General features: G+C 29.4%; 32 protein-coding genes. 10 read left to right on the top strand and 22 right to left on the bottom strand.

From position 1 onward, the window contains the following. Positions 1–9: 9 nt before the first annotated feature. Positions 10–1,023: a GDP-mannose 4,6-dehydratase gene (locus AC5SL3_RS03950; protein ID WP_494577539.1), complete on the top strand. Its 1,014-nt coding sequence runs from the start codon at positions 10–12 to the stop codon at positions 1,021–1,023. Between the two features lie 7 nt (positions 1,024–1,030). On the opposite strand, the gene AC5SL3_RS03955 is transcribed toward AC5SL3_RS03950, so the two are convergent. From AC5SL3_RS03955 to AC5SL3_RS04010, 12 genes are all read right to left on the bottom strand, one after another. Then, positions 1,031–2,113, bottom strand: coding sequence for a sulfite exporter TauE/SafE family protein (locus AC5SL3_RS03955; RefSeq protein WP_494577541.1), 1,083 nt, complete (start codon positions 2,111–2,113; stop codon positions 1,031–1,033). Positions 2,114–2,141: 28 nt separating this feature from the next. Continuing rightward, a complete protein-coding gene (locus AC5SL3_RS03960) occupies positions 2,142–2,276 on the bottom strand; it encodes a hypothetical protein (RefSeq protein ID WP_494577543.1) in 135 nt (44 codons plus the stop codon). Positions 2,277–2,343: 67 nt separating this feature from the next. Further along, positions 2,344–2,694, bottom strand: a complete 351-nt coding sequence (locus AC5SL3_RS03965) for a hypothetical protein (RefSeq protein ID WP_006997079.1) — start codon at positions 2,692–2,694, stop codon at positions 2,344–2,346. Positions 2,695–2,712: 18 nt separating this feature from the next. Next, positions 2,713–4,572, bottom strand: a complete 1,860-nt coding sequence (gene aprA / locus AC5SL3_RS03970; protein ID WP_271564760.1) for an adenylyl-sulfate reductase subunit alpha — start codon at positions 4,570–4,572, stop codon at positions 2,713–2,715. Continuing rightward, complete coding sequence (gene aprB / locus AC5SL3_RS03975; RefSeq protein ID WP_011281984.1) at positions 4,572–5,042, bottom strand: adenylyl-sulfate reductase subunit beta; 471 nt, start codon at positions 5,040–5,042, stop codon at positions 4,572–4,574. The genes aprA and aprB overlap by 1 nt, the downstream gene beginning before the upstream one ends. Before the next feature lie 20 nt (positions 5,043–5,062). Further along, entirely contained in the window at positions 5,063–5,857 is a 795-nt protein-coding gene (locus AC5SL3_RS03980) for an adenylyl-sulfate reductase (RefSeq protein ID WP_494577544.1), read from the bottom strand. A gap of 104 nt (positions 5,858–5,961) precedes the next feature. Then, positions 5,962–6,396, bottom strand: a complete 435-nt coding sequence (locus tag AC5SL3_RS03985) for an HIT family protein (RefSeq protein WP_494577546.1) — start codon at positions 6,394–6,396, stop codon at positions 5,962–5,964. Beyond that, a complete protein-coding gene (locus tag AC5SL3_RS03990; RefSeq protein ID WP_494577548.1) occupies positions 6,365–7,135 on the bottom strand; it encodes an aminotransferase class IV in 771 nt (256 codons plus the stop codon). Before AC5SL3_RS03990 ends, AC5SL3_RS03985 begins: the two co-directional genes overlap by 32 nt. Then, entirely contained in the window at positions 7,098–7,655 is a 558-nt protein-coding gene (locus AC5SL3_RS03995) for an aminodeoxychorismate/anthranilate synthase component II (protein WP_494577550.1), read from the bottom strand. The genes AC5SL3_RS03990 and AC5SL3_RS03995 overlap by 38 nt, the downstream gene beginning before the upstream one ends. Beyond that, positions 7,652–8,815, bottom strand: coding sequence for a chorismate-binding protein (locus AC5SL3_RS04000; protein ID WP_494577551.1), 1,164 nt, complete (start codon positions 8,813–8,815; stop codon positions 7,652–7,654). Before AC5SL3_RS04000 ends, AC5SL3_RS03995 begins: the two co-directional genes overlap by 4 nt. Before the next feature lie 3 nt (positions 8,816–8,818). Beyond that, positions 8,819–10,039, bottom strand: coding sequence for an MFS transporter (locus AC5SL3_RS04005; protein ID WP_494577553.1), 1,221 nt, complete (start codon positions 10,037–10,039; stop codon positions 8,819–8,821). Then, positions 10,036–11,211, bottom strand: coding sequence for a trans-sulfuration enzyme family protein (locus tag AC5SL3_RS04010; RefSeq protein WP_494577555.1), 1,176 nt, complete (start codon positions 11,209–11,211; stop codon positions 10,036–10,038). Before AC5SL3_RS04010 ends, AC5SL3_RS04005 begins: the two co-directional genes overlap by 4 nt. 166 nt (positions 11,212–11,377) lie before the next feature. Here AC5SL3_RS04010 and AC5SL3_RS04015 point away from each other — a divergent pair, with 166 nt between their 5' ends. Continuing rightward, positions 11,378–12,076: a hypothetical protein gene (locus AC5SL3_RS04015; protein ID WP_494577556.1), complete on the top strand. Its 699-nt coding sequence runs from the start codon at positions 11,378–11,380 to the stop codon at positions 12,074–12,076. Here the strand turns inward: AC5SL3_RS04015 and mnmA are convergent. Continuing rightward, positions 12,073–13,188 (bottom strand): tRNA 2-thiouridine(34) synthase MnmA, encoded by a 1,116-nt coding sequence (mnmA, locus tag AC5SL3_RS04020; protein WP_494577558.1) that lies wholly within the window; start codon positions 13,186–13,188, stop codon positions 12,073–12,075. The two genes, AC5SL3_RS04015 and mnmA, sit on opposite strands and share 4 nt — an antisense overlap. A gap of 42 nt (positions 13,189–13,230) precedes the next feature. Between mnmA and AC5SL3_RS04025 the strand changes: the two genes are divergently transcribed. Genes AC5SL3_RS04025 through AC5SL3_RS04035 form a run of 3 tightly spaced genes read left to right on the top strand, consistent with a single transcriptional unit; the run spans position 13,231 to position 14,314 of the window. Beyond that, positions 13,231–13,401, top strand: a complete 171-nt coding sequence (locus tag AC5SL3_RS04025) for a DUF3553 domain-containing protein (RefSeq protein WP_271499474.1) — start codon at positions 13,231–13,233, stop codon at positions 13,399–13,401. Further along, the gene (locus tag AC5SL3_RS04030) at positions 13,398–14,168 is read left to right on the top strand and encodes a 3'(2'),5'-bisphosphate nucleotidase CysQ family protein (protein WP_494577560.1); all 771 of its coding nucleotides are present in this window, start codon (positions 13,398–13,400) and stop codon (positions 14,166–14,168) included. The genes AC5SL3_RS04025 and AC5SL3_RS04030 overlap by 4 nt, the downstream gene beginning before the upstream one ends. Then, positions 14,168–14,314 carry a hypothetical protein gene (locus tag AC5SL3_RS04035; protein WP_494577562.1) on the top strand — a complete coding sequence of 49 codons (147 nt, stop codon included), beginning with the start codon at positions 14,168–14,170 and terminating at the stop codon, positions 14,312–14,314. Before AC5SL3_RS04030 ends, AC5SL3_RS04035 begins: the two co-directional genes overlap by 1 nt. Here AC5SL3_RS04035 and AC5SL3_RS04040 read toward each other — a convergent pair. Then, on the bottom strand, positions 14,306–14,860 hold the full coding sequence (locus AC5SL3_RS04040; protein WP_494577564.1) for a regulatory protein RecX: 555 nt from the start codon (positions 14,858–14,860) through the stop codon (positions 14,306–14,308). The genes AC5SL3_RS04035 and AC5SL3_RS04040 overlap by 9 nt on opposite strands. Positions 14,861–14,897: 37 nt before the next feature. Here AC5SL3_RS04040 and AC5SL3_RS04045 point away from each other — a divergent pair, with 37 nt between their 5' ends. Together AC5SL3_RS04045 and AC5SL3_RS04050 are read left to right on the top strand one after the other, a co-directional pair. Then, complete coding sequence (locus AC5SL3_RS04045; protein ID WP_271499464.1) at positions 14,898–15,371, top strand: ABA4-like family protein; 474 nt, start codon at positions 14,898–14,900, stop codon at positions 15,369–15,371. Beyond that, a complete protein-coding gene (locus tag AC5SL3_RS04050; protein WP_494577566.1) occupies positions 15,364–15,942 on the top strand; it encodes a 2-hydroxychromene-2-carboxylate isomerase in 579 nt (192 codons plus the stop codon). Before AC5SL3_RS04045 ends, AC5SL3_RS04050 begins: the two co-directional genes overlap by 8 nt. A gap of 1 nt (position 15,943) precedes the next feature. Here the strand turns inward: AC5SL3_RS04050 and AC5SL3_RS04055 are convergent, their stop codons facing one another. Next, a complete protein-coding gene (locus AC5SL3_RS04055; protein WP_271499457.1) occupies positions 15,944–16,327 on the bottom strand; it encodes a rhodanese-like domain-containing protein in 384 nt (127 codons plus the stop codon). Positions 16,328–16,359: 32 nt separating this feature from the next. Between AC5SL3_RS04055 and AC5SL3_RS04060 the strand changes: the two genes are divergently transcribed. Both AC5SL3_RS04060 and bcp read left to right on the top strand, forming a co-directional pair. Then, positions 16,360–17,361, top strand: a complete 1,002-nt coding sequence (locus AC5SL3_RS04060) for a glycosyltransferase family 2 protein (RefSeq protein WP_494577568.1) — start codon at positions 16,360–16,362, stop codon at positions 17,359–17,361. After that, positions 17,354–17,821: a thioredoxin-dependent thiol peroxidase gene (gene bcp / locus AC5SL3_RS04065; protein ID WP_494577570.1), complete on the top strand. Its 468-nt coding sequence runs from the start codon at positions 17,354–17,356 to the stop codon at positions 17,819–17,821. Before AC5SL3_RS04060 ends, bcp begins: the two co-directional genes overlap by 8 nt. A 53-nt stretch (positions 17,822–17,874) precedes the next feature. Here bcp and AC5SL3_RS04070 read toward each other — a convergent pair whose 3' ends face one another. From AC5SL3_RS04070 to rseP, 3 genes are all read right to left on the bottom strand, one after another. Further along, the gene (locus AC5SL3_RS04070; protein WP_494577571.1) at positions 17,875–19,176 is read right to left on the bottom strand and encodes an ammonium transporter family protein; all 1,302 of its coding nucleotides are present in this window, start codon (positions 19,174–19,176) and stop codon (positions 17,875–17,877) included. Positions 19,177–19,322: 146 nt separating this feature from the next. Next, positions 19,323–19,598, bottom strand: a complete 276-nt coding sequence (locus tag AC5SL3_RS04075; RefSeq protein WP_006997102.1) for an HU family DNA-binding protein — start codon at positions 19,596–19,598, stop codon at positions 19,323–19,325. 140 nt (positions 19,599–19,738) lie between these two features. Continuing rightward, a complete protein-coding gene (rseP, locus tag AC5SL3_RS04080) occupies positions 19,739–20,872 on the bottom strand; it encodes an RIP metalloprotease RseP (RefSeq protein ID WP_011281967.1) in 1,134 nt (377 codons plus the stop codon). Positions 20,873–20,990: 118 nt separating this feature from the next. Between rseP and AC5SL3_RS04085 the strand changes: the two genes are divergently transcribed. Beyond that, a complete protein-coding gene (locus AC5SL3_RS04085) occupies positions 20,991–21,395 on the top strand; it encodes a carbonic anhydrase (RefSeq protein WP_018414011.1) in 405 nt (134 codons plus the stop codon). A 28-nt stretch (positions 21,396–21,423) separates the two neighbouring features. On the opposite strand, the gene AC5SL3_RS04090 is transcribed toward AC5SL3_RS04085, so the two are convergent. The 4 genes from AC5SL3_RS04090 to AC5SL3_RS04105 all read right to left on the bottom strand — a co-directional run bounded on the left by AC5SL3_RS04090 (position 21,424) and on the right by AC5SL3_RS04105 (position 25,238). Beyond that, positions 21,424–22,191, bottom strand: a complete 768-nt coding sequence (locus AC5SL3_RS04090; RefSeq protein WP_006997105.1) for an ABC transporter permease — start codon at positions 22,189–22,191, stop codon at positions 21,424–21,426. Continuing rightward, positions 22,181–23,116, bottom strand: coding sequence for an ABC transporter ATP-binding protein (locus AC5SL3_RS04095; protein ID WP_494577573.1), 936 nt, complete (start codon positions 23,114–23,116; stop codon positions 22,181–22,183). The genes AC5SL3_RS04090 and AC5SL3_RS04095 overlap by 11 nt, the downstream gene beginning before the upstream one ends. A 49-nt stretch (positions 23,117–23,165) precedes the next feature. Then, a complete protein-coding gene (locus tag AC5SL3_RS04100; protein WP_494577575.1) occupies positions 23,166–24,614 on the bottom strand; it encodes a sodium:solute symporter family transporter in 1,449 nt (482 codons plus the stop codon). Positions 24,615–24,722: 108 nt separating this feature from the next. Then, positions 24,723–25,238 carry a hypothetical protein gene (locus AC5SL3_RS04105; protein ID WP_494577576.1) on the bottom strand — a complete coding sequence of 172 codons (516 nt, stop codon included), beginning with the start codon at positions 25,236–25,238 and terminating at the stop codon, positions 24,723–24,725. Positions 25,239–25,267 lie beyond the last annotated feature (29 nt).

A 25,267-nucleotide genomic window follows, 5' to 3' on the forward strand; every position in this document is an offset into this window, starting at 1 on the left:
ATTAACTGAATGAATAAAAATAAAAAAATATTAATTACAGGTAGTTCAGGTTTTATTGGTTTCTCTTTAGCTTTAAACTTGCTTAAAAAGGGACATAAAATTCTTGGCTACGACTCTATTAATGATTATTATGATATTAATCTTAAACATTCTAGAAATAAAATATTAAAAAAATTTAAAAACTTTAGCTTTATAAGGGGTGAGCTAGAAGATCAGAAAAAACTTAATAAAAATGTTCTAAGCTTTAAACCTGAAATAATCATTCATCTAGCAGCCCAAGCAGGTGTTAGATATAGTTTGGATGCACCTAGGAAATATCTATCTTCAAATATAATCGGAACATTCAATATAATTGAAATTGCGCATAAAATTGAAGTTAAACATTTACTGATAGCATCAAGTTCTTCTGTTTATGGAGCAAATAAACAATCTGCTTTTAAAGAAACGGATAAAACAGATACTCAATTAAGCATTTATGCTGCTACTAAAAAATCAACAGAAAGTATTGCTCATTCATATTCGTCACTTTGGAAAATACCAATTACCATGTTACGTTTTTTTACTGTATATGGCCCTTGGGGCAGACCAGACATGGCCTATTTCAAATTTACAAATGCAATAATTAAAAATAAAAAAATTGATGTATACAACAAGGGTGAGATGTACAGAGATTTCACATATATTGATGATGTGACAAGGTCTATCGAACTACTAATTAATAAAGCACCTTCGCAATATAAGAAAAGTAATTATAAAAATGATAGCTTATCAAATGTTGCTCCATTTAGAATAATTAATATTGGCAATCAAAAGAAAGTTTATCTAAAAGATTTTATATCAGCCTTAGAAAAGAAATTAAATAAAAAAGCTAATAAAAATAATATGTCTATGCAAAAAGGTGATGTTGAAAAAACATTATCAAATACAAATCTTTTGTACCAAATAATTAAATATAAACCAAAAGTAAACTATATTAATGGAATATCTACTTTTGTTGAGTGGTATAAAAAATATTATAAATAAAATCTAATTAAGATTTTTTTAGCAACATCTTTTTTTTGAAATTAGAAAAAATACGTCTAATAAGAGCAGCACCTACGCCCAAAAGAATTGCAAACATAATTGAAAATAATCCATAAAAAAATGGCATGTCTTCTGAAAATTCTAAAATAAATAATGAGAAAAAATTCAAATCTGCATTTAAAACTTGTATTATTTCTTTTTCAGTTTGTTCTGCAAAAAAAGTTTCATAGGCAATAACTATTCCAACTATCAATAATAAAATTGCCAGTAATGCTTTTAAACCTGAACTATCAATTTTTTCACCAAGTTTCTGTCCCGCTTGAACCCCTACAATTGATCCAATAACTAACATAAATACCAACATTAAATCTATAGAACCAAAATTAATTGAATGCAAAAAAGTAACTATGACACTGACAAAAATTGTCACAAACAAAGAAGTTCCTGGAACTAATTTTGTTGGCATTTTAATTATATAAATCATTGCGGGTACTAATATAAAAGCACCGCCTATCCCCATTATAGCGGCAATAAATCCTACAACTAAACCAATTATAATTGGAGTAAAAATACTTTCGTATAATTTTGATTTTGGAAACCTCATTCTTAATGGAAGACCATGTATCCAATAATGAACGTGTAATTTTTTTTTAACTAAAAGATTTCTTTTTGCTCTGTCTATTTCTCTAAGACTTTCAACCAACATTAATGTACCAACAATTGCAAGTATATACATGTAGGCTAAAGAAATAACCGTATCAATTTTTCCAATACCTTTAAAATATGTAAAAGTATAAATACCTAAGGCAGTTCCAATTGTTCCACCAATTACAATCATAAGACCCATTTTGTAATCTAAAGTATTTTTTAAATAATGAGTTGTTGATCCTGATACTGATGTTGCAAGAATATTGTTAGCTTCATTTGCAACTGCATATGCAGGGGGCACACCTAAAAAAATTAAGAATGGCGTCATTAAAAAACCACCACCAACACCAAATAGACCAGAAAGTACTCCAACGATTGCACTCAATAAAAGTATTTCAATCGGGTTAACAAATACTTGAGCTATTGGTAAAAATACATCCATAAAAAATTATTAGTTGTTAAAAAACAAACTAATTAAATGTGATAAAAGTTCCAACTAAAATAACACCCCAATAAGCAGCTAAGCTAAAAAAGATACCTGTTTTGATAATAGTTGCCTTAAAATCTAAAATTCTTTTTAATATTTTTATCTTGGAAATTGACATTACAACCGTCAATACACCCAGTTAATTATTTGTCAAATAAATATTTAATATAAAGTGATTTTTTTTATTAGTAGATTGTTGCTCCAAAAACCTTAACATCATCACCCTCGATACCAAGAACCAATCTTCCAAGGAACTCACCTTCAATCTCTTTACTTCTTTGTTTAAATAGAACGGTGATGTTTTGACCTCGTCTTAAACAACCAAATGCTTGGTAGTCTTCTTTTAGGCTTGTTAAAAGCTTATTATTAGCCCACTGTTTTCCAAGCTCTACTTCATTTGCTCCAAATAACATTTGAGTTCCAAAGTCTTTAGTAAAACCCCCATAATCTTTCATATTGGAAGTTTTAACAAGATTATCCCAAATAGGATTAGCAATTGCTATAATCTCATCATCAGATTTCTCTAAAAGATTCATAATTTAAGTTTAACTGTTTTAAGAAGCTTTTTTCTTCTCGTTCTCGTCAACTATGTGGTAAACCGGCACTTTCTCAAGAGAGAATTTACCAGTTTCAGGATCACGTCTAGAAACTGTTAAACAATGCCAATTATCATCATCAAGTTTCATATGGTCACCTCTGTAATAGTAACCAGGCCAACGTGTTTCTTCTCTAAACATTGTGTGTTCAGTTACACATTGAGAAGTTAAAGCTCTGTGTTTTAATTCCCAAGCTCTCATAAGTTGGTGCAAATCTTCAGCTCCTACTTTTTCTAAATCTTCCTCTAACCAAGCAAGTAATTCTAGGCCTCTTTTAAGCATATTACCATTTGTCATGTAGTTAGTTGCAATACCACCAACATATTCGTCCATAATTCTTTGTAAACGTTGAAGACCTTGAATAGGAGAAATATAACTTGGTGAAACTGTTCCACCTGTGATCTCATTTTGAGCTACTTGATAGGTCTCTAAAGGTTTGAATACAGCAGTTTTAAAGTCTTCACATTGTTTATCAGTAACTTTAATACCTTCTGCTTTTTTATCTTGAATATATTTAACAGCAGCTTTTGCAGCTAAACGACCTTCGGTAAACGATCCAGAAGAAAACTTATGGGCACTTCCACCTACAGTATCACCTGCACCAAAAAGACCATCAATTGTTAACATTCTGTTATAACCCCAGAAATATTCTGGTGGAGATAAATCTTCAGGTCCACTAACCCAAGCTCCAGAGCATGTTGCATGAGAACCCATAACATATGGCTCAGATGTAGTTAATTCTGGATTTGTGTATTTAGGATCTATGTTTTGAGATGCCCAAACAACAGCTTGACCAACGGTCATACCTAAAAAGTTTTCCCAACCAACTGTTTCTAAATGTGGATCTTGAAAGGCTTCAGTAGTCACCATATGAATAGGTCCACCACCTGCAATAGTTTCTTGTATAAATGCGTGGTTTCTTAAACATGTCGGTGTTGGATGGTGATCAATATACTCACCAACTAATTCTTTAGTTTGGTCATACCATTTCTTTTCATAATTCTCTCCATTTGCATTTTGAGTATATGTTTTAAGGTGTAAGAAGTATGCTCCAACCGGACCATAACCATCTTTAAATCTACATAACACAATTCTGTTTTCCATTTGTGTCATTTTAGCTCCAACAGCGATAGGTAATGCATAAGCAGAACCGTTACTCCATGGTGCATACCAAGTTCTTCCCATTCCCTCACCAACTGCTCTTGGTTTGAAAATGTGAGATGCTCCACCTGCTGCAACAATTACAGTTTTTGCTCTAAATACATGGAAGTCACCAGTTCTCATATTAAAACCAACAGCTCCACCTACTCTATTTTCTTGAGCCTCATCCATTAAAAGATGAGTAATCATTATTCTATTATAAATTTTGTCAGCTGATTTTTTTGCAGCCTCTGCAACGATTGGTTTGTAACTTTCACCATGAATCATGATCTGCCATTTACCTTCTCTAAGGTAACGACCTGTTTTTTCATTCTTCATCATTGGTAGACCCCACTCATCAAACATATGAACAGTTGAATCAACGTGACGAGCCATGTCATAACCTAAATCTTCTCTAACCATTCCCATTAGATCATTTCGAGCATATCTTACGTGATCTTCAGGTTGGTTTTCACCCCACTGCATACCCATGTAACAGTTAATAGCGTATAAACCTTGAGCAACCGCTCCGCTTCTATCGATATTAGCTTTTTCAACACAAATAATTTTCATGTCTCTTCCCCAGTGTCTAGCTTCAAAAGTAGCACCAGTTCCAGCCATACCGCCACCAACAACTAGAACATCGCAATCTTCAAAATGTGTTTTATGCTTAGCCATTAGTAGTAAACCCCTTTTTTAAATGAATCTTTTGGCACTACTGGTAATTTACCATCAATATTTAAACCATTAGGCTCAGTGTAAAGCATTTGAGAATTGATCTCACCTTGATTAGGTTTTTCACCTTCTGCTAATTTAGGAATAAATTTTCCCCAAGGTTTTGTTGTAATTGGAGATACAAAATCTTTTGTAGTTCCATTTCTAAATTTAATTTTCCAAGAAATAGTTCCTTTTTCTTCTTCACGTCTAACTCTTACACTGTGACCCATAGGAGCAAAGTCAGCATAACCACGAACGTCAATTGCATGATTAGGACAAGCTTTTACACAAGAATAACATTCCCAACAAAAATTTGGTTCAATATTTACTGCTCTTCTAATATTTTCATCGATGTGCATTATATCTGATGGACAAATATCCACACAGTGACCACATCCGTCACATCTCGTCATGTATACAAAAGTTGACATATTATTTTACCTCTCTCTTTTTAATAATGTTTTGGTTGTTCTCTTTTAATTCCTAGTCCAAATTGTTTTGGTGCATCTGCAAGTGGAGGAAGATTGTCTCTTGATCCGTCTGCTTCTGCTAAGTTTTTTTGGATTGCTGCACCAGGTTTATAAAACATATGTGCAAATTTTGACCAATAAACTCCCCCAAATAAAACAATGTTTGAGGTAATAAATAAAATTAAAAATAAATATCCTAATCCAGCTGACCCTGAAGATTGAAAGTATGACCAAGCAAGTCCAGTAGTAGCACATGCAAGAAGTGCTAAAACAAATAAGTCAGCTTTAATAATTCTATACCAAGGATGAGCTTCTGCTAACACATCCACTCTTAAAAATAACCAAAACCAGTATCCACCTACACAAGTCATAATTGCTCCGATATGCCAAATCATAGGCCAAACTATCGGTGTGGTAGTTCCTTGTGCCGTATAACAAAAAACCATTACAACAGATGCAACCCAAAATAAAATAGTTCCATACATTCCCATAACGTGTGCAACTCTTCTTTTTCCAACTCCAAGCTCTGCAGTAGTTGCGATATCATGAGCTACAGTTTTTAAAATAATTGATGTTTTTTCTCCAGCTCCTAATTCTCTTTCAGCTGCTAATTTTGCTTTTTTTGCGTTATTAAAAAAGTAAGTTACATTTTTATGATGGATCATCTGAACTATTGTTCCAATAATAATTAAAGCAATCATAGCTAAAACAAAAAATTGTATGGCTGCAGGAGATATAGTTTCAGCTAAAACTGAAAAAGGGTTAATTGACATCATAATTAGTAATACCTTTATTTAGAATCTGTGTTGATTGTGATTATTTAGTACAGATGAAATAATAGATCAACCGTTTTATATGGGTTATTTTACCATATAAGGTTTTACACCTTACGCTTGTAATGCTGTTTCTTTGCTATAACCGACCGAACTCCTCCTTGTGGGTTATTAACATCGCCTTCTCTACGAGGAATTAAATGAATATGACAATGCAAGATTGATTGTCCAGCAATAACTCCAGCGTTTGTTCCAATATTAAATCCTTTAACTGAAGGATCTTTTATCAATATTTCCTCTTTAATTTGTTTGATTAAGTTATTGCACGCAATCACTTCATCGTCATTTAAATCAAAATAATCCATAACATGCCGTTTTGGAATAATTAAACAATGGAATTCGGACACGGGATATGTGTCATAACTAGCATAAGCCAAATCATTTTCAGCAGCTAGCCCACTTTGTTTGGAGTTACAGAATAAACAAGGATTATTTGGGTCAAACATAATTTTATCTATAGATAGAACATTTATTAACTTCATTTTTATAAAAATTAGATAGTTTTTTATAAAATTTAAAACTTTTTCTCTTCCACTTAATTTCATTAATATTTTTTATTGATGCAACACCTTTTCCAGAACCAATGAGAAGAATTTCACTAAATTCGGATAAAGTTTTTATCAATATATCTTTGTTAATAATCTTACCTAATTTTTTATTAAAAAATTTATAGGTAATGCCCTTATAAATATTATTTATTGGAGAGTATACTTTATCATCTTTTATAAACAGCATATTTGAAGTTCCACTTTCTAAAATCGTATTCTTGTAACAAAGACCAACATCTGAAGTGGTATTATCCATTTTAGATAAATATTTTAATATAAAGTTATATTTAAGATTTTTGAATTTAGGGTCAAATCGTTTGTGACGGATAAGTTTTAAATTAAAATCTAATTTAGGAGTTTTTCGATTTCTCAAAGAAATTGATATCATTTTTTTATTTACTGCAACTCTAAGAAGATGATTATAAGATCTTTTTTTATCAATATTCAGTTTGATTAATTTAAGAATATTTTTTTCAAGGTTTGGATTATTTAATTTATAAACTTCTAAAGATTTTATTAAATTTTTAATATGTTTTTTAAAAAAAAGTATTTTAGCAGGTTTACCAAAAATCCACATCGTAGTAAATACACCATTATCCCCCCAAAGATCTTTAAAATTAATCTCTTTGTAAGTTTTATGCTGATAAGATTTTTTTAATAAGTAAGTTACCATTTTCAGTTAAAAAAGATTCAGGGTGAAATTGAAAGCCATATATTTTTTCTTTATTATTTTCTATTGTCATTGCTGTATTTGAAATAACACACCTCATTGTAATTTCAAAATTTTTTGCAGCAAACGGTTCTTTTAATTTTAGAGAGTGATATCTGCCTACAGTAAATTGACTGTTTTTTTTAAACAATGAATTTTTGCTAGTTACTTTAATTTTAGATTGGAAACCATGATAAATCTTTTTTTGTTCAATTATTTTTCCATTTTCACAATAAAGAATTTGTTGAAACCCAAGACAAATTCCAATAATTTTTTTTTTACCTTTAAATTTTTTATAAATCTCAGAACTAATTGGATAATCTTTTGGAGCACCTGGACCTGGTGAAAAAACAATAATATCAGCTTTTTTTAATTTATTTTGATTTATTTTATTAAAATTAGTGCAAACGACTTCATCAAAATTTTGAAATTGATGTACAACGTTTTGGGTAAAAGAGTCATGATGATCAATAATGTATATCATTTGTAAAGATCCATTAATGACTTTGCTTTAATATAATTTTCATTAAATTCATGAGCTGCATTACTGTCAATTACAACACCAGAGGCTACAGAGATTTCTGATTTACCTTTAAAATTTAATATTGATCTAATAATGATATTAAACCTCATATCTCCATTGAACTTTAAGTAACCAAAACTACCTGTATAAATATTTCTACTTTGTTTTTCCTGTTTGTTTAACAAATTTAATGTACTAATTTTAGGACATCCTATTACAGATCCTCCAGGCATCATTGCCTTTATAATCTCTAATGAGGTAACTCTACTCTTGAGTTGTCCTCCAATTAAACTCACATAATGATAAAGATCTTTATATTCTTCAACTATCTTCTTTTTTAAAATTTTTACTGAACCTGGTTTACAAATTTTAGATAAGTCATTTCTTTCCATGTCAACAATCATGTTGTGTTCTTTGGATTCTTTTAAGTTTTTTCTAAAAAAAGTAAGGGCTTTATTTTTATTTAATTTTTTAGTTTTCTTTAAAGTGCCTGCAATTGGTTTTGTGGTTATAAAATTATTTTTTTTTGTTATCAAATTTTCAGGAGAACAACTTATTATTGAATAATTTTTATCCTTAATCATAAAGGCTTCAGGTGCCATATTGCTTTTTACAAGTCTGCAAAAAAAGTCTAAAGCATCTATTTCTGATTTATTGCTATATTTAGTACAAATTTTAATCTGATATGTTTCTCCAGATTTTATTTTCTTTTTAAATTTATCAAATATTACCTTGTAGGATTTTTTATTAATATTTATTTTGAATAAATCATTAGACTTTAATGATCTTGTTTTTTTATACTCAAGGTTGTTTGGAAGTTTTATTTTTGTTTCAGGTTTATAAAATATGCCTTTAGGGAAATTTATTGTTTTTTGTTTTTTTATTTTTACGTCAATTAAATTATTTAATATTTCATAGCCAAAAAAACCAATAAACAGATCAGTTTCTTTATAGGGAAATTTTAACCTATTATTTTTGTTAATAAATTTTTCAATATTATTATTGTTTAAAATAATCTTTTTTGAAAAGTTTGTATAAAGATCAAACCCTTTATCTGATTTATAGATTATAAAGGGTTTTTTTGAATTATTTAAATCTAGTAAGTAGTTTTTCTTATTCAATTTTTATTCTGTTTTTAATCTTAGAACTGCTTCTTCTTTAATTGGTAGATGTATTATTGCTGCAAAAATAGATAAAACAATTGCTAAATACCAAGCATAATCATAAGAGCCATATAAATCATGAAATAATCCTCCAAGGAAAGCTCCAAAGAATGAGCCTACTTGATGGCTTAAAAAAACTATTCCATATAATACACCTAAATATTTTGTTCCAAAAATATGAGCAACTATACCACTTGTTGCAGGCACTGTTGATAGCCACAGAAAACCAAAACTTGCACCAAAGATAAATGCATTAATGTTACTCGCTGGTAGAAATATGAATAATATAATTGAAACTCCTCTCAACGCATAAATAGAGCTTAAGATAATTTTTTTACTAATTTTCGTAGATAAATATCCACTTAATAAAGAACCAAATATATTAAAGAGACCAATTAATGATAAAATTGCAGCAGCAGTCCAACTTTCTAAACCTCTATCGATTACATATTTTGGGACATGGGTTCCAACTAAAGTTATGTGAAAACCACACACAAAAAAGCCAGATATAAGCAATATGTAGCTTTTGTTTTTAAAAGCTTCTTTTAAAGCGTCAAAAGTACTTTGGTCGTTAGGTTTTTCAATAGACTGAGCAGCAGATGGAGATCTCACAAAAAAAGCTATTATAAGTCCAATAATGAGGAATATTGTGAATACAAAAAGTGTATCGACCCATCCATTTTTAATTAAAGAATAACTCGTATAAAGAGGAGAGATAAAATACCCCAAAGAACCAACAGCAGTCACAATACTCATTGCTATTGTTCTGTTTGATAATGGAAAATGCTTTCCAACAATTGACATTGGAATACTAATTGCAGTTCCACCTAAACCAATTCCAACTAAAAGTCCTAAATCGATTTGAAAAAAAATTCCAGTATTTGGACCAGCGTATAAAAAGTAAATCCCTAAAATATAAAAAACAAAAGCTAAGCAAATTGCTTTATGTCCACCATATTTATCTGCAATGGCTCCAAATATAGGACCTGTTAAACCCCACATTAACATTTGAATACCAATTGCTAATCCAGATTGAGTTATTGAGATATCTAGGTCATTTTTAAAATCCATGAAAAACAGACCAAAAGTTTGTCTAACTCCAAGAGAGATTAAAACAACAACACAGGCTGCAATCAGCGTTATTAAAGCTGTTTTATTTTGAATAAATTTTTCTGAATTCATTTAACGTATTTAAGAGATTTTTTTAAATCATCTATGAGGTCTTTTGGATCCTCTAAACCAATATGTAATCTAACTAAATGTTCATCTTTTGCTAATTTTAGATATTCTCTATTACCTTGTTCACGTTTATCTTGATATAACGCAAGGCTTTCAAATCCACCCCAACTATATCCATAACCAAATAATTTTAAAGAATTAACAAACTTAATTACAGAGTTTTTGTTTTTTGATTTAATTTTTAGACCCATCAATCCTGAGGCACCAGAATAATATTTCTTCCACATTCTAAAATTAAATGAATCTTTTTTATGAGGATATAAAAGTTTTATGTTTTTGTAATTAGATAAAAACTCAGCTACTTGTTTTGCACTTTTTTCATGTTTGTCTAATCTAACATCTAAAGTTCTAAGTCCTCTTGTTATTAAATACGCATCATCAGGACCAAGCCTTAAACCAGTAATCTTATTCGCTTTATCAACTTGTTTAAAAACTTTTTTATTAACAGCTAAACTTCCACCCATAACATCTGAATGACCTGAATAATATTTGGTAGCCGATACAATTGACATATCAAAACCAAGTTTAATTGGTTTTAGAAAATAAGGGGTTCCCCATGTATTATCAATTACTGAAAAAATTTTATTCTTTTTTGCAATTGATACTATTTTACCTAAATCTTGAAAATCAAACGTATTGCTTCCAGGGTTTTCAACAAAAATTAATTTTGTTTTTTTTGTAATTGCTTTTTCTAAAGTTTTCAAATCATGTGGGTCATAAAAAACAGATTTTATATTAAATTCTTTTAGAAAATCTTGAGTTAAAATTCTCGTAGGTGAATATGTTGGATCTGCCACAATAATTTCATCACCAGGACGAACAACGCTAAAAATAGATAAAAAAACTGATCCGAATCCAGTTGGTGTTAAAAATACATGGTAACATTCTTCCATTTCTTTAAGTATTTGTGACAAAACATGGGTTGTTGATGTTCCTTGTCTTCCATAATCAAAATGTCCGCCTGTTGGATCTTTTTTGCTCTTATCCTGCATTTTTCTAATATCTTGCATGGATTTGAAGATAATAGTTGAGGCTCTCACTACAGGAGGGTTAACTGACTGATTGTGGTAATCTTTTGCCGTATGTTTAAGGAAAGTCTTGAATGATTTAGTCATAAAAAATTTGATAAGTTAAGGGGACAATGCTATATCCCTCGAATTACGTCAATAAAATTAATAATAGGATAATATGGGTTACCCAAAAAAACATAGAGGCCGAAGAAAACAGGGTTCTAAAAAAAGAAGAGCTAAGAGAAAAAATAAGAAAAAATAGCTCTTTGTAATGGACGAGATTAAAAAAGTTAAATCCATAAGCATTTGGGTGTTCATTGTTCCATTCGTTGCAATAAATACCTGTCTAGTATTAATTACGCAGTTTCACGCGATATTCCCTAACCAAGAACACATAGTCCATAATTCGTTATGGCCTTATATAGATGGTGGTCTTTCTATTAGTCGAGCGGCTAGGCCTTACCCAAGCTGGTTGATATTTAAACCAGCAATGTTTTTGACATCATTTTTACTTATCAAATACTGGTATTTTAACCGAGACATAATATTAAACTTTAACAAAGACTTTAAACATCTTAAGAAAATAATTTTTTTTGGTGTGGGCTCAGCTGTGGCTCTGACTATTCATTCAATATTTCTTGGAATTGAATTTGATAATAATTTATATAAATTATTTAGAAGAGTAATAATGCTAGTATTCATTATATTCGAAATTACAGCACAAGCTTATCTAGTGGTCGCACTATATTCAGTTAAAGAAAAACTATCTAAGTTTATAAATATTAAAATTCTAAAATTAAAATTAATTTTAGTTTCAACATTAATTGTTGTTGCTGTAATTGCTATTCCAATAATTAGTTGGCCAGGAAATACATTTAAGTTTGTCAAACATGCACTGGAGTGGGATTATTTTTTAGGTGTTATAACTTTTTATTTATTAACTTATTTCATGTGGAAAAAGAAAAATTAGTTTGTAATCCATCCACCACCAAGAACTTTATAACCTTTATTATTTTTTGAATAAAAAACACATGCTTGACCTGGTGCAATGCCATGTTCTTCTTCCAATAAATTAACATTAGCTGAAGTATTATCTATATTTATCTTAGCCTTGATTAATCTTCCAGTAGATCTAACTTTCACAAATAATTCTTTTTCAAAATCTTTTCGGTCGTTCGTAATAATATTTAAATCTTTTAAATTTATTTTTGTTTTAACAAGATATTCTTTAGTTCCAACAATAATTTCATTTTTATCTGCAATGATTTTTACTACATACAATGGGTTTTTGTCAGAGACACGAATTCCTTTTCTTTGACCAATTGTATAGTTAATAATACCATCATGAACTCCTATTACTTCACCATTCATGTTTTTAATATTACCTTTACTAAAAGAATTTGGTCTAAATTTTTCTATAACTGAGGCGTAATCTCCATTTGGTACAAAACAAATATCTTGGCTATCAGGTTTGTCTGCAACATTAAGATCTAGATCTCTTGCTATATTTCTTGTTTCATCTTTAAGAAGGTTGCCAAGTGGAAATCTTAAAAAATTTAATTGATCTTTTGTTGTGTTAAATAAGAAATAACTTTGATCTCTATTTAAATCAATTCCTCTGTACATATCTGTGTTATTTTCATCTGTGATACTTTTTACATAATGACCAGTAACTAAAGCATCAGCTTTTAATCTCTTAGCTTCTTCAAACAAATCAGTAAATTTAACTGTTTTATTACATTGTACACAAGGTATTGGTGTTTCTCCATTTAAATAACTATCTATAAAATTATCAATTACACCCTCTTTAAATTTGTTTTGATAATATAAAATTTTATGTTCTATCTTTAATTTGTCAGCCACTCTTTTGGCATCCATGATGTCTTGTCCTGCACAACATTGTTTTGAAGATGCCGTTTCTTTACTATCGTTATAAAGTTTTAAAGTTATGCCTATGACATTATACCCTTCATTTTTCATCATTGCTGCTACTGTCGAAGAATCTACTCCTCCTGACATTGCAACAACAATTAAAGTATCTTTGGGTTCTTTTGCTATTCCAATTGAATTCAATTTTGTCATATTTAGTGATATTTATTAGTATATTCACTATAAGTAAATTAAATGATTTTAGATTATGAGCCAGGTGACAAGGTTACCAACAAAAATAACAAAGATTGGGGCATAGGTCAGGTACAATCAATAATAAATGGTAAAGTTACTGTAAATTTTGAAAATGCTGGAAAAAAAGTGATCAACTCAAAAGTAATTCAATTAGAAAAATTATATAAATGAACCTTGAAGAAAAAAAGAAAATTACCCTTTCACTTATAGATACTTTTAATAAAGCAAGTCAGGTAGCTTTAGATTTAAGAAAGGCTGGCTTAAAAAAAGAAATTAAGTCAGATAATACCCCAGTGAGTAATGGTGATATTGAGGTTAATAAAATATTAACAAATAAAATAAAAGAAATAACTCCTAACATTTCAATTGTTTCAGAAGAAAGTGCAAACCACAAAATGGATATTAATCTAAATAATTTTTGGTTAATCGATCCGATAGATGGCACTAGGGATTACATTAATAATCGTGATGAGTTTACTTTAAATGCAGCATTAATTTTAGACAAAAAACCTGCAATTGGAATTATAACAGCTCCAGCAAAGAAAAGAGTATTTTATTCTTATGGCCTATCTCATAGTTATGAAATAATTGACAATCAAGAAATTTCTTTAATGAATAAAAAAAAAGACTTTGAGGGGTATACGGCAGTAAGCTATTCAAGTGAACTTAAACCTGAAATTTTAGAAATTCATAAAAAATATAAGATACAATCTTTTCAAAAAATGAAGAGTTCATTAAAATTTTGTGTAATTGCTGCTGGTGAATTTGATATGTATGTAGCTGAACCAAGAGCTTGTGAGTGGGATATTGCAGCTGGTCATGCGATCCTTGATCACTCAGGGGGGAAAGTGACTGATTTTAATTATAATGAAATACTCTATGGAAAAACTGAATTTAAAAACCCAAGTTTAATTTTAAAAAGTAAAAACGTATTATAATGGATGAGCAATTAAGAATAATTTTAATAATTATAGTATCAGTTTCGATCTTTGGTTTATTAGTTTTTATATTTGTTAAAAATGTTATTAAAAATAGAATTCAGTCTCTTGTTGAAGAAGAAGAAAAAGAAAAAAAATTAAAGTAATCTAATTATTTTAATATAGTCAGCTTGATCAATATCCATGATCCTTTTAGAGGTTTCAAAATCAAAACCATTTCTTGCTAGTAAAGCAATATCCTTTTTGTAAAATAATACTCGATTATCCTCTACTCTCGCTGGTCCAATTCTCTTTTTTTTACATATTTTTATTCCAGAAAAAAAATCTTGGTCAGAGTTATCCTCTTTAATCTTATCTATTGTTTCTTTAATGTAACGATCATTAATTCCCTTTGTCATTAGATAGTTTCTGATTTTATTAACCGAACTACCTTTTTGAATTAAACTTCTAGACTTGCTTTCAGAATAGAATTTGTCATTAATAAACTTACTTTTTTCAAGATCTTGTAAAACAACATCAATTAAATCTGTAATATCTTGTTTTTTAATATTTTCTAAATTAGCTTTTAGATACTTCTTTAATAGATAGGTTCTAAGCTGTTGTTTTGACGGGGCATATCTTTCAATATATGCAAACGAGAAATTTCTCATCTCCTCTACCGTAGCTTTTAATGTTTTTTTTCTATTTCTCATATGAATCTTAATAGCTTATTATATAATACACTAAAAAATGATCGATCAAATCTATACATACTTTACAATTGAAATGATTTTTCTTTGGTTAAATCTAGGTGTCTTGCCTTTTTGGTTGATATTAGTCTTCTTTCCACAGTCACAGATATGTAGAGTTTTTATTACGTCAATTTTTCCTTTTATTATTTTAAGTTTTGCCTACGGTTATTTAACTTATGTGCTGTTTAACGAGGGCTATGACTTTATTAAAAACTTTGAATTATATTTGGGCTTAGATTCAATTGGTTATTTATTCAATGATAAATCCTTCTTAATTTTATTTTGGACTCATTTTTTATCTATCAATTTATTTTGTGGTGGATGGATTGTTAAGGACTCACAAAAATTTGGTATCAATAAAATAATAATGTCTTTTCCATTATTAATAACATATTTTATTGGTCCTATTGGACTTACTCTTTATTGGATTATAAGAATTTTTTACGCAAAAAGAATTAATCTATATGACTAAAGAAATAGATTTCTATTTTGATTTCATAAGTCCTTATGCATATTTAGCTTACAAAAAGATCCAGTCGTTACCAAAAGATATTAGAATAAATTATAAACCAATTTTATTAGGTGGTCTTCATAATTTAGAAGGAATAACAGCTCCAGCATTTAACAAGCATAAGTTAAAACATATGATTAATGACTGCCTATTAATTGCAAAAAAATATAATTTTGATTTTAAGTGGAATTCTAAATTTCCTATAAACTCATTAAATATCATGCGTGGATATTTTAATATTAATTCATCAAAGAAAGATCAATATATTAAAATAATGTTTGATGCTTATTGGAAGGATGATTTAGATATCTCTAATGAAGAAATTTTAATACAAATACTTGAACAGTGTAAAATTGATAAAGATATTTTTTTTAAAACAATTAAAGATCCTATTTTTAAAGAAAAATTAAAAGATGCCACTAAAAATGCTCATGAAAAAGAAGTTTTTGGAGCACCCACTTTTATTGTTAATAATAAAATATTTTGGGGACAAGATCGTCTAGAATTTGCTTTAGACGAATATAATAAATAGTTTAAACTATTTTAAAATCACTTTGGCTTATTGCTGCAAAGCCCCCATCAATGTGGGATACATTTTCAAAACCCATTTCTTTTAAAGATTTGGCTGCAAGAGCAGATCTTAGGCCACCAGCACAAAACAAAACCATTTCTTTATTCATGTCAATTTTTCCACTTTTAAAATAAGGACCTTCTGGATCTAACCAAAACTCTAACATTCCACGAGGTATATGATTTGAATTTTCAATTCTACCTGTTTTATCCAGTTCACCCTTTTCTCTAATATCAATTAAAGTGCATTTATCCTCATTCGATAACTTTAATGCTTCGTCGGCAGTAATAGTTTTAACCTTACTTAAAGCTTCAGAGACTAGAGTTTGTGATGATTTAATAGTCATAATATTATAAAGAAATAATTATAAACAATTACATGAAAAAAAACATCCTTAAAAAATTATTTATTAAACTTTCAAAAATTCTTGGTTACGAGATAATTGATCAAAGTGACTTTAGCTCACCTACACTCGAGAAACAATTAAATGAAAATCTTTCAATTATTAATGAAAACTCAATTATTTTACCGCTTGGTGAGGTAAAAATTACTAAAAAAGTTAGCTCTGTATTAATTATATTTAGAACTAATACTGATGTGGAAATATGGGATCAGAATAAAAGAAGATTATTTGAACAACCAAAAATTGAATATGCTTTAAAAGCTTTAAATTCATTAATAAAGTCAGTTAACTTTTCTATAAAAAAATACCCAAACATTAAATTTAAGACAATAATTGTTGATGATAACTCTAAAGAAGAAAATCTAAATAAATTAAAGAAGCTTATAGATCAAAGTAGTTTAGATATAAGTATTACTCCTTTAAACCATGAAAAATACAAAGATACAATCAAACAACAAAAAAATGATCAAACTTTTTCTAATTTAGCGAGCCTACTTCAGTCTTTTGAGTTAGCAAAAGAATATAGTGAGGATTTAGTTTTCTTTGTTGAAGATGATTACTTACATTTTGAACCTATGATGGAAGAAATGATTGCATCTTATGAAAGAATTGCTTCACAATTAAATAGGGATATCTTTATGTGTCCTGCGGATTATCCATACCTTTACATGAATAATGAAAAAACTAATATTTTAATTGGTAATAAACGTCACTGGCGAACAGTTAATCAAACTTTATGTACATTCATGACAACAAAAAGTTTGCTCAATAAATATTGGGAAAATTTTTATAACACTTGTTTAGATAGACATGAGCCCTTTGAAAAATATTTAAATAATATTTATAAAAAAGAATTTTGTATTTCACCTATAAAAAGTTTATCTTTACATTTAACTAATGTTAATTCTAGTTATGGATTATCACCATTTATTGATTATAAAAAATTATGGGATGAAAACGATATAACCAATGCTTAAAATTAATTCTAAAGCACCTTTGTTTAAACTAAACTCAACAGATGGTGAGATTTATTCTTTAAAAGATTCACTTGGTAAATATGTGGTTCTTTATTTTTACCCTAAAGATGACACTCCAGGATGCACAATTGAGACTAATGATTTTAATAAATTATTACCTAAATTTAAAAAACTGAATTGTGATATTTTTGGTATTTCCAAGGATGATCTAAAAAGCCACCATAAATTTAAAGAAAAATTTAAGATCAAATTTGATCTTTTATCTGATGTGGAGCTTAATATTTTAAAAAAATACAAAGTTTGGGCTAAAAAGAAATTTATGGGTAGAGAGTTTATGGGAATAGTGAGAACAACTTTCTTAATTGATCCAAATGGTAAAATAGTTAAAATTTGGGACAATGTAAAAGTTAAGGATCACGCTAAAGAAGTGTTTGATACCCTAAAAAACTCTATAAATTAAAAAGGCCCCAATTAAGGGGCCTATTTTCTAACTATAAGAGAGATAGTTTTTTATTAGTCTCTGATTGCGTAAGCAATTACTCCTGTTTCAGTAACATCTGTACCTTTGGCTTGAGCTTCTTTACTCAATCTAATTCCAAAGAGACTATTCATAATCGACCAGATTATGTAAGCCACTACAAAAACAAAAATATTAATTGATAAAACACCAATTAACTGTGCTCCGAATGTTGCGTCTGCGTTTGTCATTGGCACTATTAAAGTTCCAAAAATACCCGCAAACATGTGAGCTGGAATTGCACCTACTACATCATCAAGTTTAAATGAAAATAGTAGTTTAGTTCCAAATACAACTATCACACCACCTACAGCACCAATTAATATTGCTGCTAATGGAGATGGTGCTAATGGTTCAGCTGTTATTGCAACTAACCCACCAATTGCACCATTTAACATTTGTATTACATCAGTTTTACCAAACAATAATCTTGTAACTACGGCTGCAGCTAACACACCTCCACAAGCTGCTAAATTAGTATTAATAAAGATTGTTGAAATAGCCACTGCATCAGCAAATGAACCTAATGCTAATTGAGAACCACCATTAAATCCAAACCAACCTAACCATAATACAAACACACCAATAGTTACTAATGGAATTGATGATGCTGCAAATGGTTGAATAGCCTTTGGATTGCCTTTACTATCAAATCTTCCAAATCTTGGACCAAGTATTATAATACCAGCAAGTGCAGCAGCACCCCCAGTTGAGTGAACTAGGGTTGATCCAGCAAAATCAGAAAATCCGATAGTTGCTAACCAGCCTCCACCCCATTGCCATCCCATTACTATAGGATAAATAACACCAGATAAAATTGCTGCAAATAAAAAGAATGGCCATAACTTAATTCTTTCAGCCATTGCTCCTGAACAAATTGAAACTGTTGTTGCACAAAATACCATTTGGAAAAACCAGTCTGATCCAGCAGAGTAACCTGCCTCAAGTGAACTAGAGTCTGACCAAGGTGTAAAAGTGCCTATATATCCACCTTCTGGTATACCGTATGCTAAATTGTAACCAACTAACCAAAACATAATTCCTGAAATTGCATACAAACCAATATTTTTTGCACAAATTACAGAAACACTTTTAGAAGTAACCATTCCCGACTCAAGCATTGCAAAACCTGCCGCCATGAACATTACTAAAAAACCACAAATTAAAAATAGGAGTGTATTAAATACAAACCCTACTTCAGCAGAAATAGTTGTTTCTGCTATTCCAGCACTACTCATGTTTATTAAAAAAAATAAACTAATAAGTGGTACTGATATTTTTTTTATTATTTTTATCATTAAGACCTCCATGTTTAAGTTTTCACTTATATTTTGGATGAACTTAAAAACTAATGTTGATTAGGAAATTTAGCTATGCAGTGATTGCATATAGTAACAGCCTTATTACATTTCTGTAAAAGGCTGTTAATGAATTTACTATTTAATTACTTATTAAATATTTCTTTAAGTGCTTTAGCTGGTAAGAACTTAACTTTTTGAGAAGCTCCGATTTGGATTTGCTCTCCAGTTCTAGGATTTCTTCCAACTCTAGCTTTTCTTTTTGCTACTTTGTAAGTTCCAAATCCAGCAATTTTCACTGTATCGTCACCTTTTAAAGCATCTAGAATAGTGTTTGTAATAGTATCAAAAGTACGCTCAGCATCAGCTTTACTTAGGTTTAAAGAACCTGAAAGTTGTGCTATTAATTGTTTTTTGTTCATTTATTTAGCTCCGGTTTTATTGGTTATTTCCACATAATTGACATTAAACCTCATAAATCAAGCTTTTTGTTAGTGTCTCTTAAAAATAAAACCCCAATATATAGTGATTTATTAAATAAACGTTGATTTCAAAGGATTATTTAAGAAATATAATTATTAAAAAACTTAAATAAACCAACGTCTTTTAGGTCATTAAACGTTGTAAAAAACATCAATGATAGCAATAAAAACATTCCGATTCGAAAAAAACCTTCTTGAGTTTTTTGTGATAATGGACGCCCTAATACCTTTTCAATTCCATAAAACATTAAGTGCCCACCATCTAACATTGGAATTGGGAACAAGTTTATTAACCCTAAACTAATAGAAATATAAGCCATAAGGCTTATAAAAGGTAAAATTCCAAATTCTGCAACTTGTCCGCTAATTTTTGCTATTCGAATTGGCCCACCCAACTGTGAAGTATCACCATTTCCAGTGAGCATGCTTCCAATATATTTAAGAGAAGAAGTGCTTACATAATAAACTTCATTAACCGCATAAAACAGCGCTTTGGTAGGACCGAGTTTAACGTGATTTACCTCATTGTTATAAGCACCAAGTTTAATGCCAACCATACGTTTGCTGATTTTGTTTCCAAGATTATCTTCGCCTTCAACAATATTCGGTTTTACTCTAAAGGTTAAATCTTGATCAAATCTATTTACTGTAAAATTGATAAATTCATCAGTAGACATCATAATATATTTTGAAACATCCATAATGCTTGTAACCTCATTACCATCAATAGAAACCACAATATCATTGTCTTTAAGACCAGCTACCATTGCAGGGCTATCCTTTTGAACTTCGTTAATTACAGCTGGTGTAAAATCTTTTCCAAAAAAGGTATAAACTGAAAAAAATATTAAAATAGCTAATAAAAAGTTAGCTAAAGGGCCACCAAATACAATTAAAGCTCGTTGATATAAAGGCTTTAGTACAAACAGTTTATCCTGATCTTCTTTACTATATTCTTTTATAATTTTGTCATTATCAGCTTGGCTATAAACATTTCTATCACCAAAAAACTTAACATATCCCCCAAGAGGTATGACACAAACCTTCCAACGAGTTCCTGATTTATCATTCCAACCAAACATTTCTTTGCCAAAACCAATTGAAAAATCAGTAACTCCTACACCGTATCGTTTAGCAAAATAATAATGTCCATATTCATGGATAAATACCACCACAACAATTAAAGCAATAAAAGGCAATATATAAGATAGCATAATAATCATATTCTAACTGACTTTAAGGTCATTCTCAATAGTCAATTCATTTAAAAAATAAACAAATTAATGACAAATAAAAAAAAATTTTGTATTTAAATTTTATTAATTAATTTTTATGCAAAAAAAATTTAAAGCAATGGTTCTTTCTTGTATGGATCCAAGGTTCCAATCCCTAGTCTATAAATTTACAAAAAAAAAGAACTTAACTGGAAAATATAGCTCATTTACTATTGCAGGTGGAGCCATCGGTGTTACTCATAATAAATTTAAAAAATGGCATCAAACTTTTATTGATAATTTATCAGCTTCAATTGAGCTTCACAAAATAAGCAAACTCATTGTTATAAATCATGAAGACTGTGGGGCGATTAAAATTGCCGAAGGTAAAAAAGATTTAGATGAAGATGAAATTCACAAAACTTCTTATCAAAAACTAAAACAACTATTAAATAAAAAATTTCCTAAGCTTCGATTAGAATTTCATATCATGAAATTAAATCAAACAATTATAAAACTTTAGTAGTTATTAATCTTAAAATGAAAGCGAATTAACTTTTAATATTATAGCCTTTTTTAAGCAAGATAGACACAAGGGTAATACAAACAATTAAAAAGAAAACCATCGAACTAATACTAATCCAAATATCAAAATCAGAGACGCCGTAGAAAGAAAATCTTAAGCCATCAATTAGATAAACTACTGGATTAAAATATGAAATTGTTTGCCAAAATGGTGGCAGCATATCAAGAGAGTATAAACTGCCCCCTAAGAATACCATTGGAGTAATGACTAATGATGGAATAATCGACATCTGCTCAAAGTTTTTACTAACTACACCAATTAAAAATCCAAATAAAGCAAAAGTAAAAGAAACTAATACTAATAAAAATATCATTAACATTGGATGCATAACACTCACATCAGCAAAAAAAGAGGCGGTTGCATAAATTACAGCACCAACGACTAAAGTTTTAGTGGCTCCTGCCCCTACAAAAGCTAGAACGGTTTCAAGTGTTGAAATGGGTGCTGCTAAAATTTCATTAATAGTTCCATTAAATTTTGGAAAAAAGATTCCAAACGAAGTGTTACTAATTGATTGAGTAAGGAGTGTTAACATTAATAAACCTGGTACAATGTAAGACCCATAACTAACCCCATCAATTTTTTGAATATAATTTCCAATAACTGAACCAAAAACAACAAAGTATAATGATGTTGATATTACAGGTGAGAGAAGAGATTGACCTATAGTTCTTATAAATCTATTCATCTCATGAACATAAATAGCTTTAAAGCCGTAATAGTTAAATTTCATTATTCTCCTTTACTAAATCAACAAATATTTTCTCTAATGTACTTTGTTCTGTTTTTAAATCTTTTAACTTTAAGCCAGTATCTTTTATATCTTGCAATAAATCAGTAATACCCGTTTTTTCAGCCTGAACATTATAAGTATAAATTAATGACATCTGCTCTTCACTTATTTCAAGATTATACTTAGATAAATCTTCTGGAATTTCTGTAATTTTTTTCTGCAATTCAATGGTTAGTTTTTTGTGTCCCATTTTCTTAATTAATTCTTTTTTATCCTCAACTACAATAATTTCACCTTGATTAATTACAGCTACACGGTCCGCTATGGCCTCAGCTTCCTCAATGTAATGAGTAGTTAAAATAATTGTGACCCCTTTTTTTCTAAGGTCATCAACAACCATCCACATATCTCTTCTAAGCTCAACATCAACTCCGGCTGTTGGTTCATCAAGAAATAATATTTTAGGTTCATGAGATAAAGCTTTTGCAATTAAAACTCTTCTTTTCATTCCGCCTGATAATTGTCTTAATCTTTGATCTTTTTTATCCCACAAACTTAAATCTTTTAAAATTTTTTCAATGTGTTCTAGTTTAGTTGCTTTTCCATACAGTCCTCTTGAATAAGATACGGTATCAAAAACAGTTTCAAAAGATTCTAAATTTAATTCTTGAGGAACAAGCCCTATTCTTGATCTTGTCTCTCTATAATCTTTTATAATATCATAATTATCAATTGTGACAGTTCCTGAAGTAGGTGTAACAATTCCACAAATAATACTGATTAAACTAGTTTTGCCCGCACCATTTGGTCCAAGCATTGCAAGAATTTCACCTTGTTTTACTTTAAGGCTAACATTATTAAGGGCTTTAAAGCCATTATCATAAACTTTTGATAAGTTGTTAATGGATATTTGAATCTCAGACATTTGTTAAGGTGTATATAGTTACTTATACACCTTTTACAAATTATTAGGTCTATTTTTTAGATCCTTTTATTTTCCAAAATATTACGGGCAAAAAAGTTGCAATTATAAAAGATAAAAACAACAATGATTGAGAGACAAAAGCTGGAAAAGTATCTGCTGGTAAAATTATACCAACTAACAAACTCTTTGAAAAATCAGGAGCTGGAAATAAAAGAAACCCTCCAATTAATCCAATAATAATTGAAATATATGCCGTTTTTTCATTCAACTTTTTATTATAGAAACTATAAAAAACAGTAAGTACAAACGCACAACAAAATAAATCAGCTAATAAGAATAAGTATAAAACACTGAACCCTTTTGAAGCAATTGCAAAAGCTATAATTGAAAGTACTACTATAAAATATTTTGAAAGAGTTAAGTAATTAGTTTTCTTATTTAAATTAAAAGTTGCTTTACCATCAACCACTATTAAGCTTGATATTGCATTGACTAATGTATCAACAGTACTAATTGTCAATGATAAACCAAGGATCACAATTATTAATGATAAAAATTCTGTCTGTTCACTTAATAATAAAGAAAAGAAACCAAGATCGGGAATAACTTTTGGATTAGCTGATACTGCAACTAAACCACTAAAGCCCATAAAAAAAACAATTGGAATAATTACAATAAATGCAACAATCAAACTTTTCTTTAAAACTTCGTTATTTTTTGCTGCATAAACTCTTTGCCAATTTCCTTGATGAAAAAGATTAGTTGCAGCAACCGCGATAAAGAACGTTAATCCTGCAGTATAGTTTGGAATATAACTCGCACTTAATAAGTGAGGACTTTTTTCTTTAATAAATGAGAAAGAAAACTGATCTCCTGTGAATGATGTTAGATAAAATACTGAAATTAATAATAAAGTTACAATTACTATCATTTGAATATTATCTGTAAAAATTGAAGCTCTTAATCCACCGTATAAAGTGTAAGCAAGCGTTGCGATCAGAATAATTAAAGAGGTGACCCAAAGTTCAGTTCCTGAAATATAATTTATCAATATTGCAACTGCAGTAACTTCAGCGCATAAAAAGACGAACATATAAAATACTGTCATAAGCAAAATAAGTTTAAATAAACTCTTACCAAATCTTTTTCTTAAAAATTCAATTAACGTTGAACCTTTCGGAAATTCTGTCCTTATTTTTTTTCCAAGTGAAATTAAAAAGATCATTGGAAAAGCGGTGCCTAATGCATAACCAATCACAGCTCCAATTCCACCCCATGTTGCAGCAGATGCTGGACCAAATAAAATCCAAGCCCCAAGCGCAGATGCAATTAGGCTTGTTGTTAGTGAAAAGAAACCAATGTTTCTATTCGCAGTTAGATAATTGTTAATTCCTTGATATTTTTTAGAGTAAATTAATCCAACTATTGTAAAGATTAAGCTTATAGTTATGACGAGTGTTAATGATGTTGATTGACTTATAAAGTATGCTTTATCCATTGTTCTCCCTTTCTGAATTACCGGACAGGTTATTAGGGTTTATTCTCAGTCAGTTACGACACCCCTGACAATTTTTATAGACTATAATTTAGAATATTAAAGAGAAACTTAGTGTTTAGTATCTAATATTTCTAAAGGTAATGGTGCTTCAGGGTACTTTTCCTTACACAATTTTTCATAATTTTTGCAAAGAGTACTTACTGTTTCATGTGCTTCATCTTTTGAAGTTAAAAATTTAATTAAAGTATCTCTCTCGAGTTCAATTTCTTTAATATCTGCTCCTCTTAAATATTCACCAGTTTCAACTTCCCAGTAGGTATCATTTAATTTACCAATATCTAAAGTATTAAGTTTATTCTGGAGTTCAATAATAATCTCATCGTTTGTTTTACTATCTTTCATTGGAGAGTTAACTAATTTTCCTAAACACTTATCCTTAAGATCATCTAAAAAGGTATTGTAAGGTTTGCCTTCAGCTAAACCTTGAAAGTGATTACTTTCAAAGTATTTGTTGATTGCAGCATTGGTTGAAATTTTATTCTTCCCCTTAGCAACTGCTACTTGAACGTAAACTTCCTGACTAATATACTCATTTAGATACTCTTTAATTTTATCAGATAGCATTTTATAAATTTTTACTTAATAAGCTTAAT

Source organism: Candidatus Pelagibacter sp. PS_34 (genome assembly GCF_059417845.1).

Excerpts from the sequence above, each read along its gene's own strand:
- AC5SL3_RS03950 (WP_494577539.1), top strand. The coding sequence starts at position 10 with ATGAATAAAAATAAAAAAATATTAATTACAGGTAGTTCAGGTTTTATT.
- AC5SL3_RS03955 (WP_494577541.1), bottom strand. The coding sequence starts at position 2,113 with ATGGATGTATTTTTACCAATAGCTCAAGTATTTGTTAACCCGATTGAA.
- AC5SL3_RS03960 (WP_494577543.1), bottom strand. The coding sequence starts at position 2,276 with ATGTCAATTTCCAAGATAAAAATATTAAAAAGAATTTTAGATTTTAAG.
- AC5SL3_RS03965 (WP_006997079.1), bottom strand. The coding sequence starts at position 2,694 with ATGAATCTTTTAGAGAAATCTGATGATGAGATTATAGCAATTGCTAAT.
- aprA (WP_271564760.1), bottom strand. The coding sequence starts at position 4,572 with ATGGCTAAGCATAAAACACATTTTGAAGATTGCGATGTTCTAGTTGTT.
- aprB (WP_011281984.1), bottom strand. The coding sequence starts at position 5,042 with ATGTCAACTTTTGTATACATGACGAGATGTGACGGATGTGGTCACTGT.
- AC5SL3_RS03980 (WP_494577544.1), bottom strand. The coding sequence starts at position 5,857 with ATGATGTCAATTAACCCTTTTTCAGTTTTAGCTGAAACTATATCTCCT.
- AC5SL3_RS03985 (WP_494577546.1), bottom strand. The coding sequence starts at position 6,396 with ATGAAGTTAATAAATGTTCTATCTATAGATAAAATTATGTTTGACCCA.
- AC5SL3_RS03990 (WP_494577548.1), bottom strand. The coding sequence starts at position 7,135 with ATGGTAACTTACTTATTAAAAAAATCTTATCAGCATAAAACTTACAAA.
- AC5SL3_RS03995 (WP_494577550.1), bottom strand. The coding sequence starts at position 7,655 with ATGATATACATTATTGATCATCATGACTCTTTTACCCAAAACGTTGTA.
- AC5SL3_RS04005 (WP_494577553.1), bottom strand. The coding sequence starts at position 10,039 with ATGAATTCAGAAAAATTTATTCAAAATAAAACAGCTTTAATAACGCTG.
- AC5SL3_RS04010 (WP_494577555.1), bottom strand. The coding sequence starts at position 11,211 with ATGACTAAATCATTCAAGACTTTCCTTAAACATACGGCAAAAGATTAC.
- AC5SL3_RS04015 (WP_494577556.1), top strand. The coding sequence starts at position 11,378 with ATGGACGAGATTAAAAAAGTTAAATCCATAAGCATTTGGGTGTTCATT.
- mnmA (WP_494577558.1), bottom strand. The coding sequence starts at position 13,188 with ATGACAAAATTGAATTCAATTGGAATAGCAAAAGAACCCAAAGATACT.
- AC5SL3_RS04025 (WP_271499474.1), top strand. The coding sequence starts at position 13,231 with ATGATTTTAGATTATGAGCCAGGTGACAAGGTTACCAACAAAAATAAC.
- AC5SL3_RS04030 (WP_494577560.1), top strand. The coding sequence starts at position 13,398 with ATGAACCTTGAAGAAAAAAAGAAAATTACCCTTTCACTTATAGATACT.
- AC5SL3_RS04035 (WP_494577562.1), top strand. The coding sequence starts at position 14,168 with ATGGATGAGCAATTAAGAATAATTTTAATAATTATAGTATCAGTTTCG.
- AC5SL3_RS04040 (WP_494577564.1), bottom strand. The coding sequence starts at position 14,860 with ATGAGAAATAGAAAAAAAACATTAAAAGCTACGGTAGAGGAGATGAGA.
- AC5SL3_RS04045 (WP_271499464.1), top strand. The coding sequence starts at position 14,898 with ATGATCGATCAAATCTATACATACTTTACAATTGAAATGATTTTTCTT.
- AC5SL3_RS04050 (WP_494577566.1), top strand. The coding sequence starts at position 15,364 with ATGACTAAAGAAATAGATTTCTATTTTGATTTCATAAGTCCTTATGCA.
- AC5SL3_RS04055 (WP_271499457.1), bottom strand. The coding sequence starts at position 16,327 with ATGACTATTAAATCATCACAAACTCTAGTCTCTGAAGCTTTAAGTAAG.
- AC5SL3_RS04060 (WP_494577568.1), top strand. The coding sequence starts at position 16,360 with ATGAAAAAAAACATCCTTAAAAAATTATTTATTAAACTTTCAAAAATT.
- bcp (WP_494577570.1), top strand. The coding sequence starts at position 17,354 with ATGCTTAAAATTAATTCTAAAGCACCTTTGTTTAAACTAAACTCAACA.
- AC5SL3_RS04070 (WP_494577571.1), bottom strand. The coding sequence starts at position 19,176 with ATGATAAAAATAATAAAAAAAATATCAGTACCACTTATTAGTTTATTT.
- AC5SL3_RS04075 (WP_006997102.1), bottom strand. The coding sequence starts at position 19,598 with ATGAACAAAAAACAATTAATAGCACAACTTTCAGGTTCTTTAAACCTA.
- rseP (WP_011281967.1), bottom strand. The coding sequence starts at position 20,872 with ATGCTATCTTATATATTGCCTTTTATTGCTTTAATTGTTGTGGTGGTA.
- AC5SL3_RS04085 (WP_018414011.1), top strand. The coding sequence starts at position 20,991 with ATGCAAAAAAAATTTAAAGCAATGGTTCTTTCTTGTATGGATCCAAGG.
- AC5SL3_RS04090 (WP_006997105.1), bottom strand. The coding sequence starts at position 22,191 with ATGAAATTTAACTATTACGGCTTTAAAGCTATTTATGTTCATGAGATG.
- AC5SL3_RS04095 (WP_494577573.1), bottom strand. The coding sequence starts at position 23,116 with ATGTCTGAGATTCAAATATCCATTAACAACTTATCAAAAGTTTATGAT.
- AC5SL3_RS04100 (WP_494577575.1), bottom strand. The coding sequence starts at position 24,614 with ATGGATAAAGCATACTTTATAAGTCAATCAACATCATTAACACTCGTC.
- AC5SL3_RS04105 (WP_494577576.1), bottom strand. The coding sequence starts at position 25,238 with ATGCTATCTGATAAAATTAAAGAGTATCTAAATGAGTATATTAGTCAG.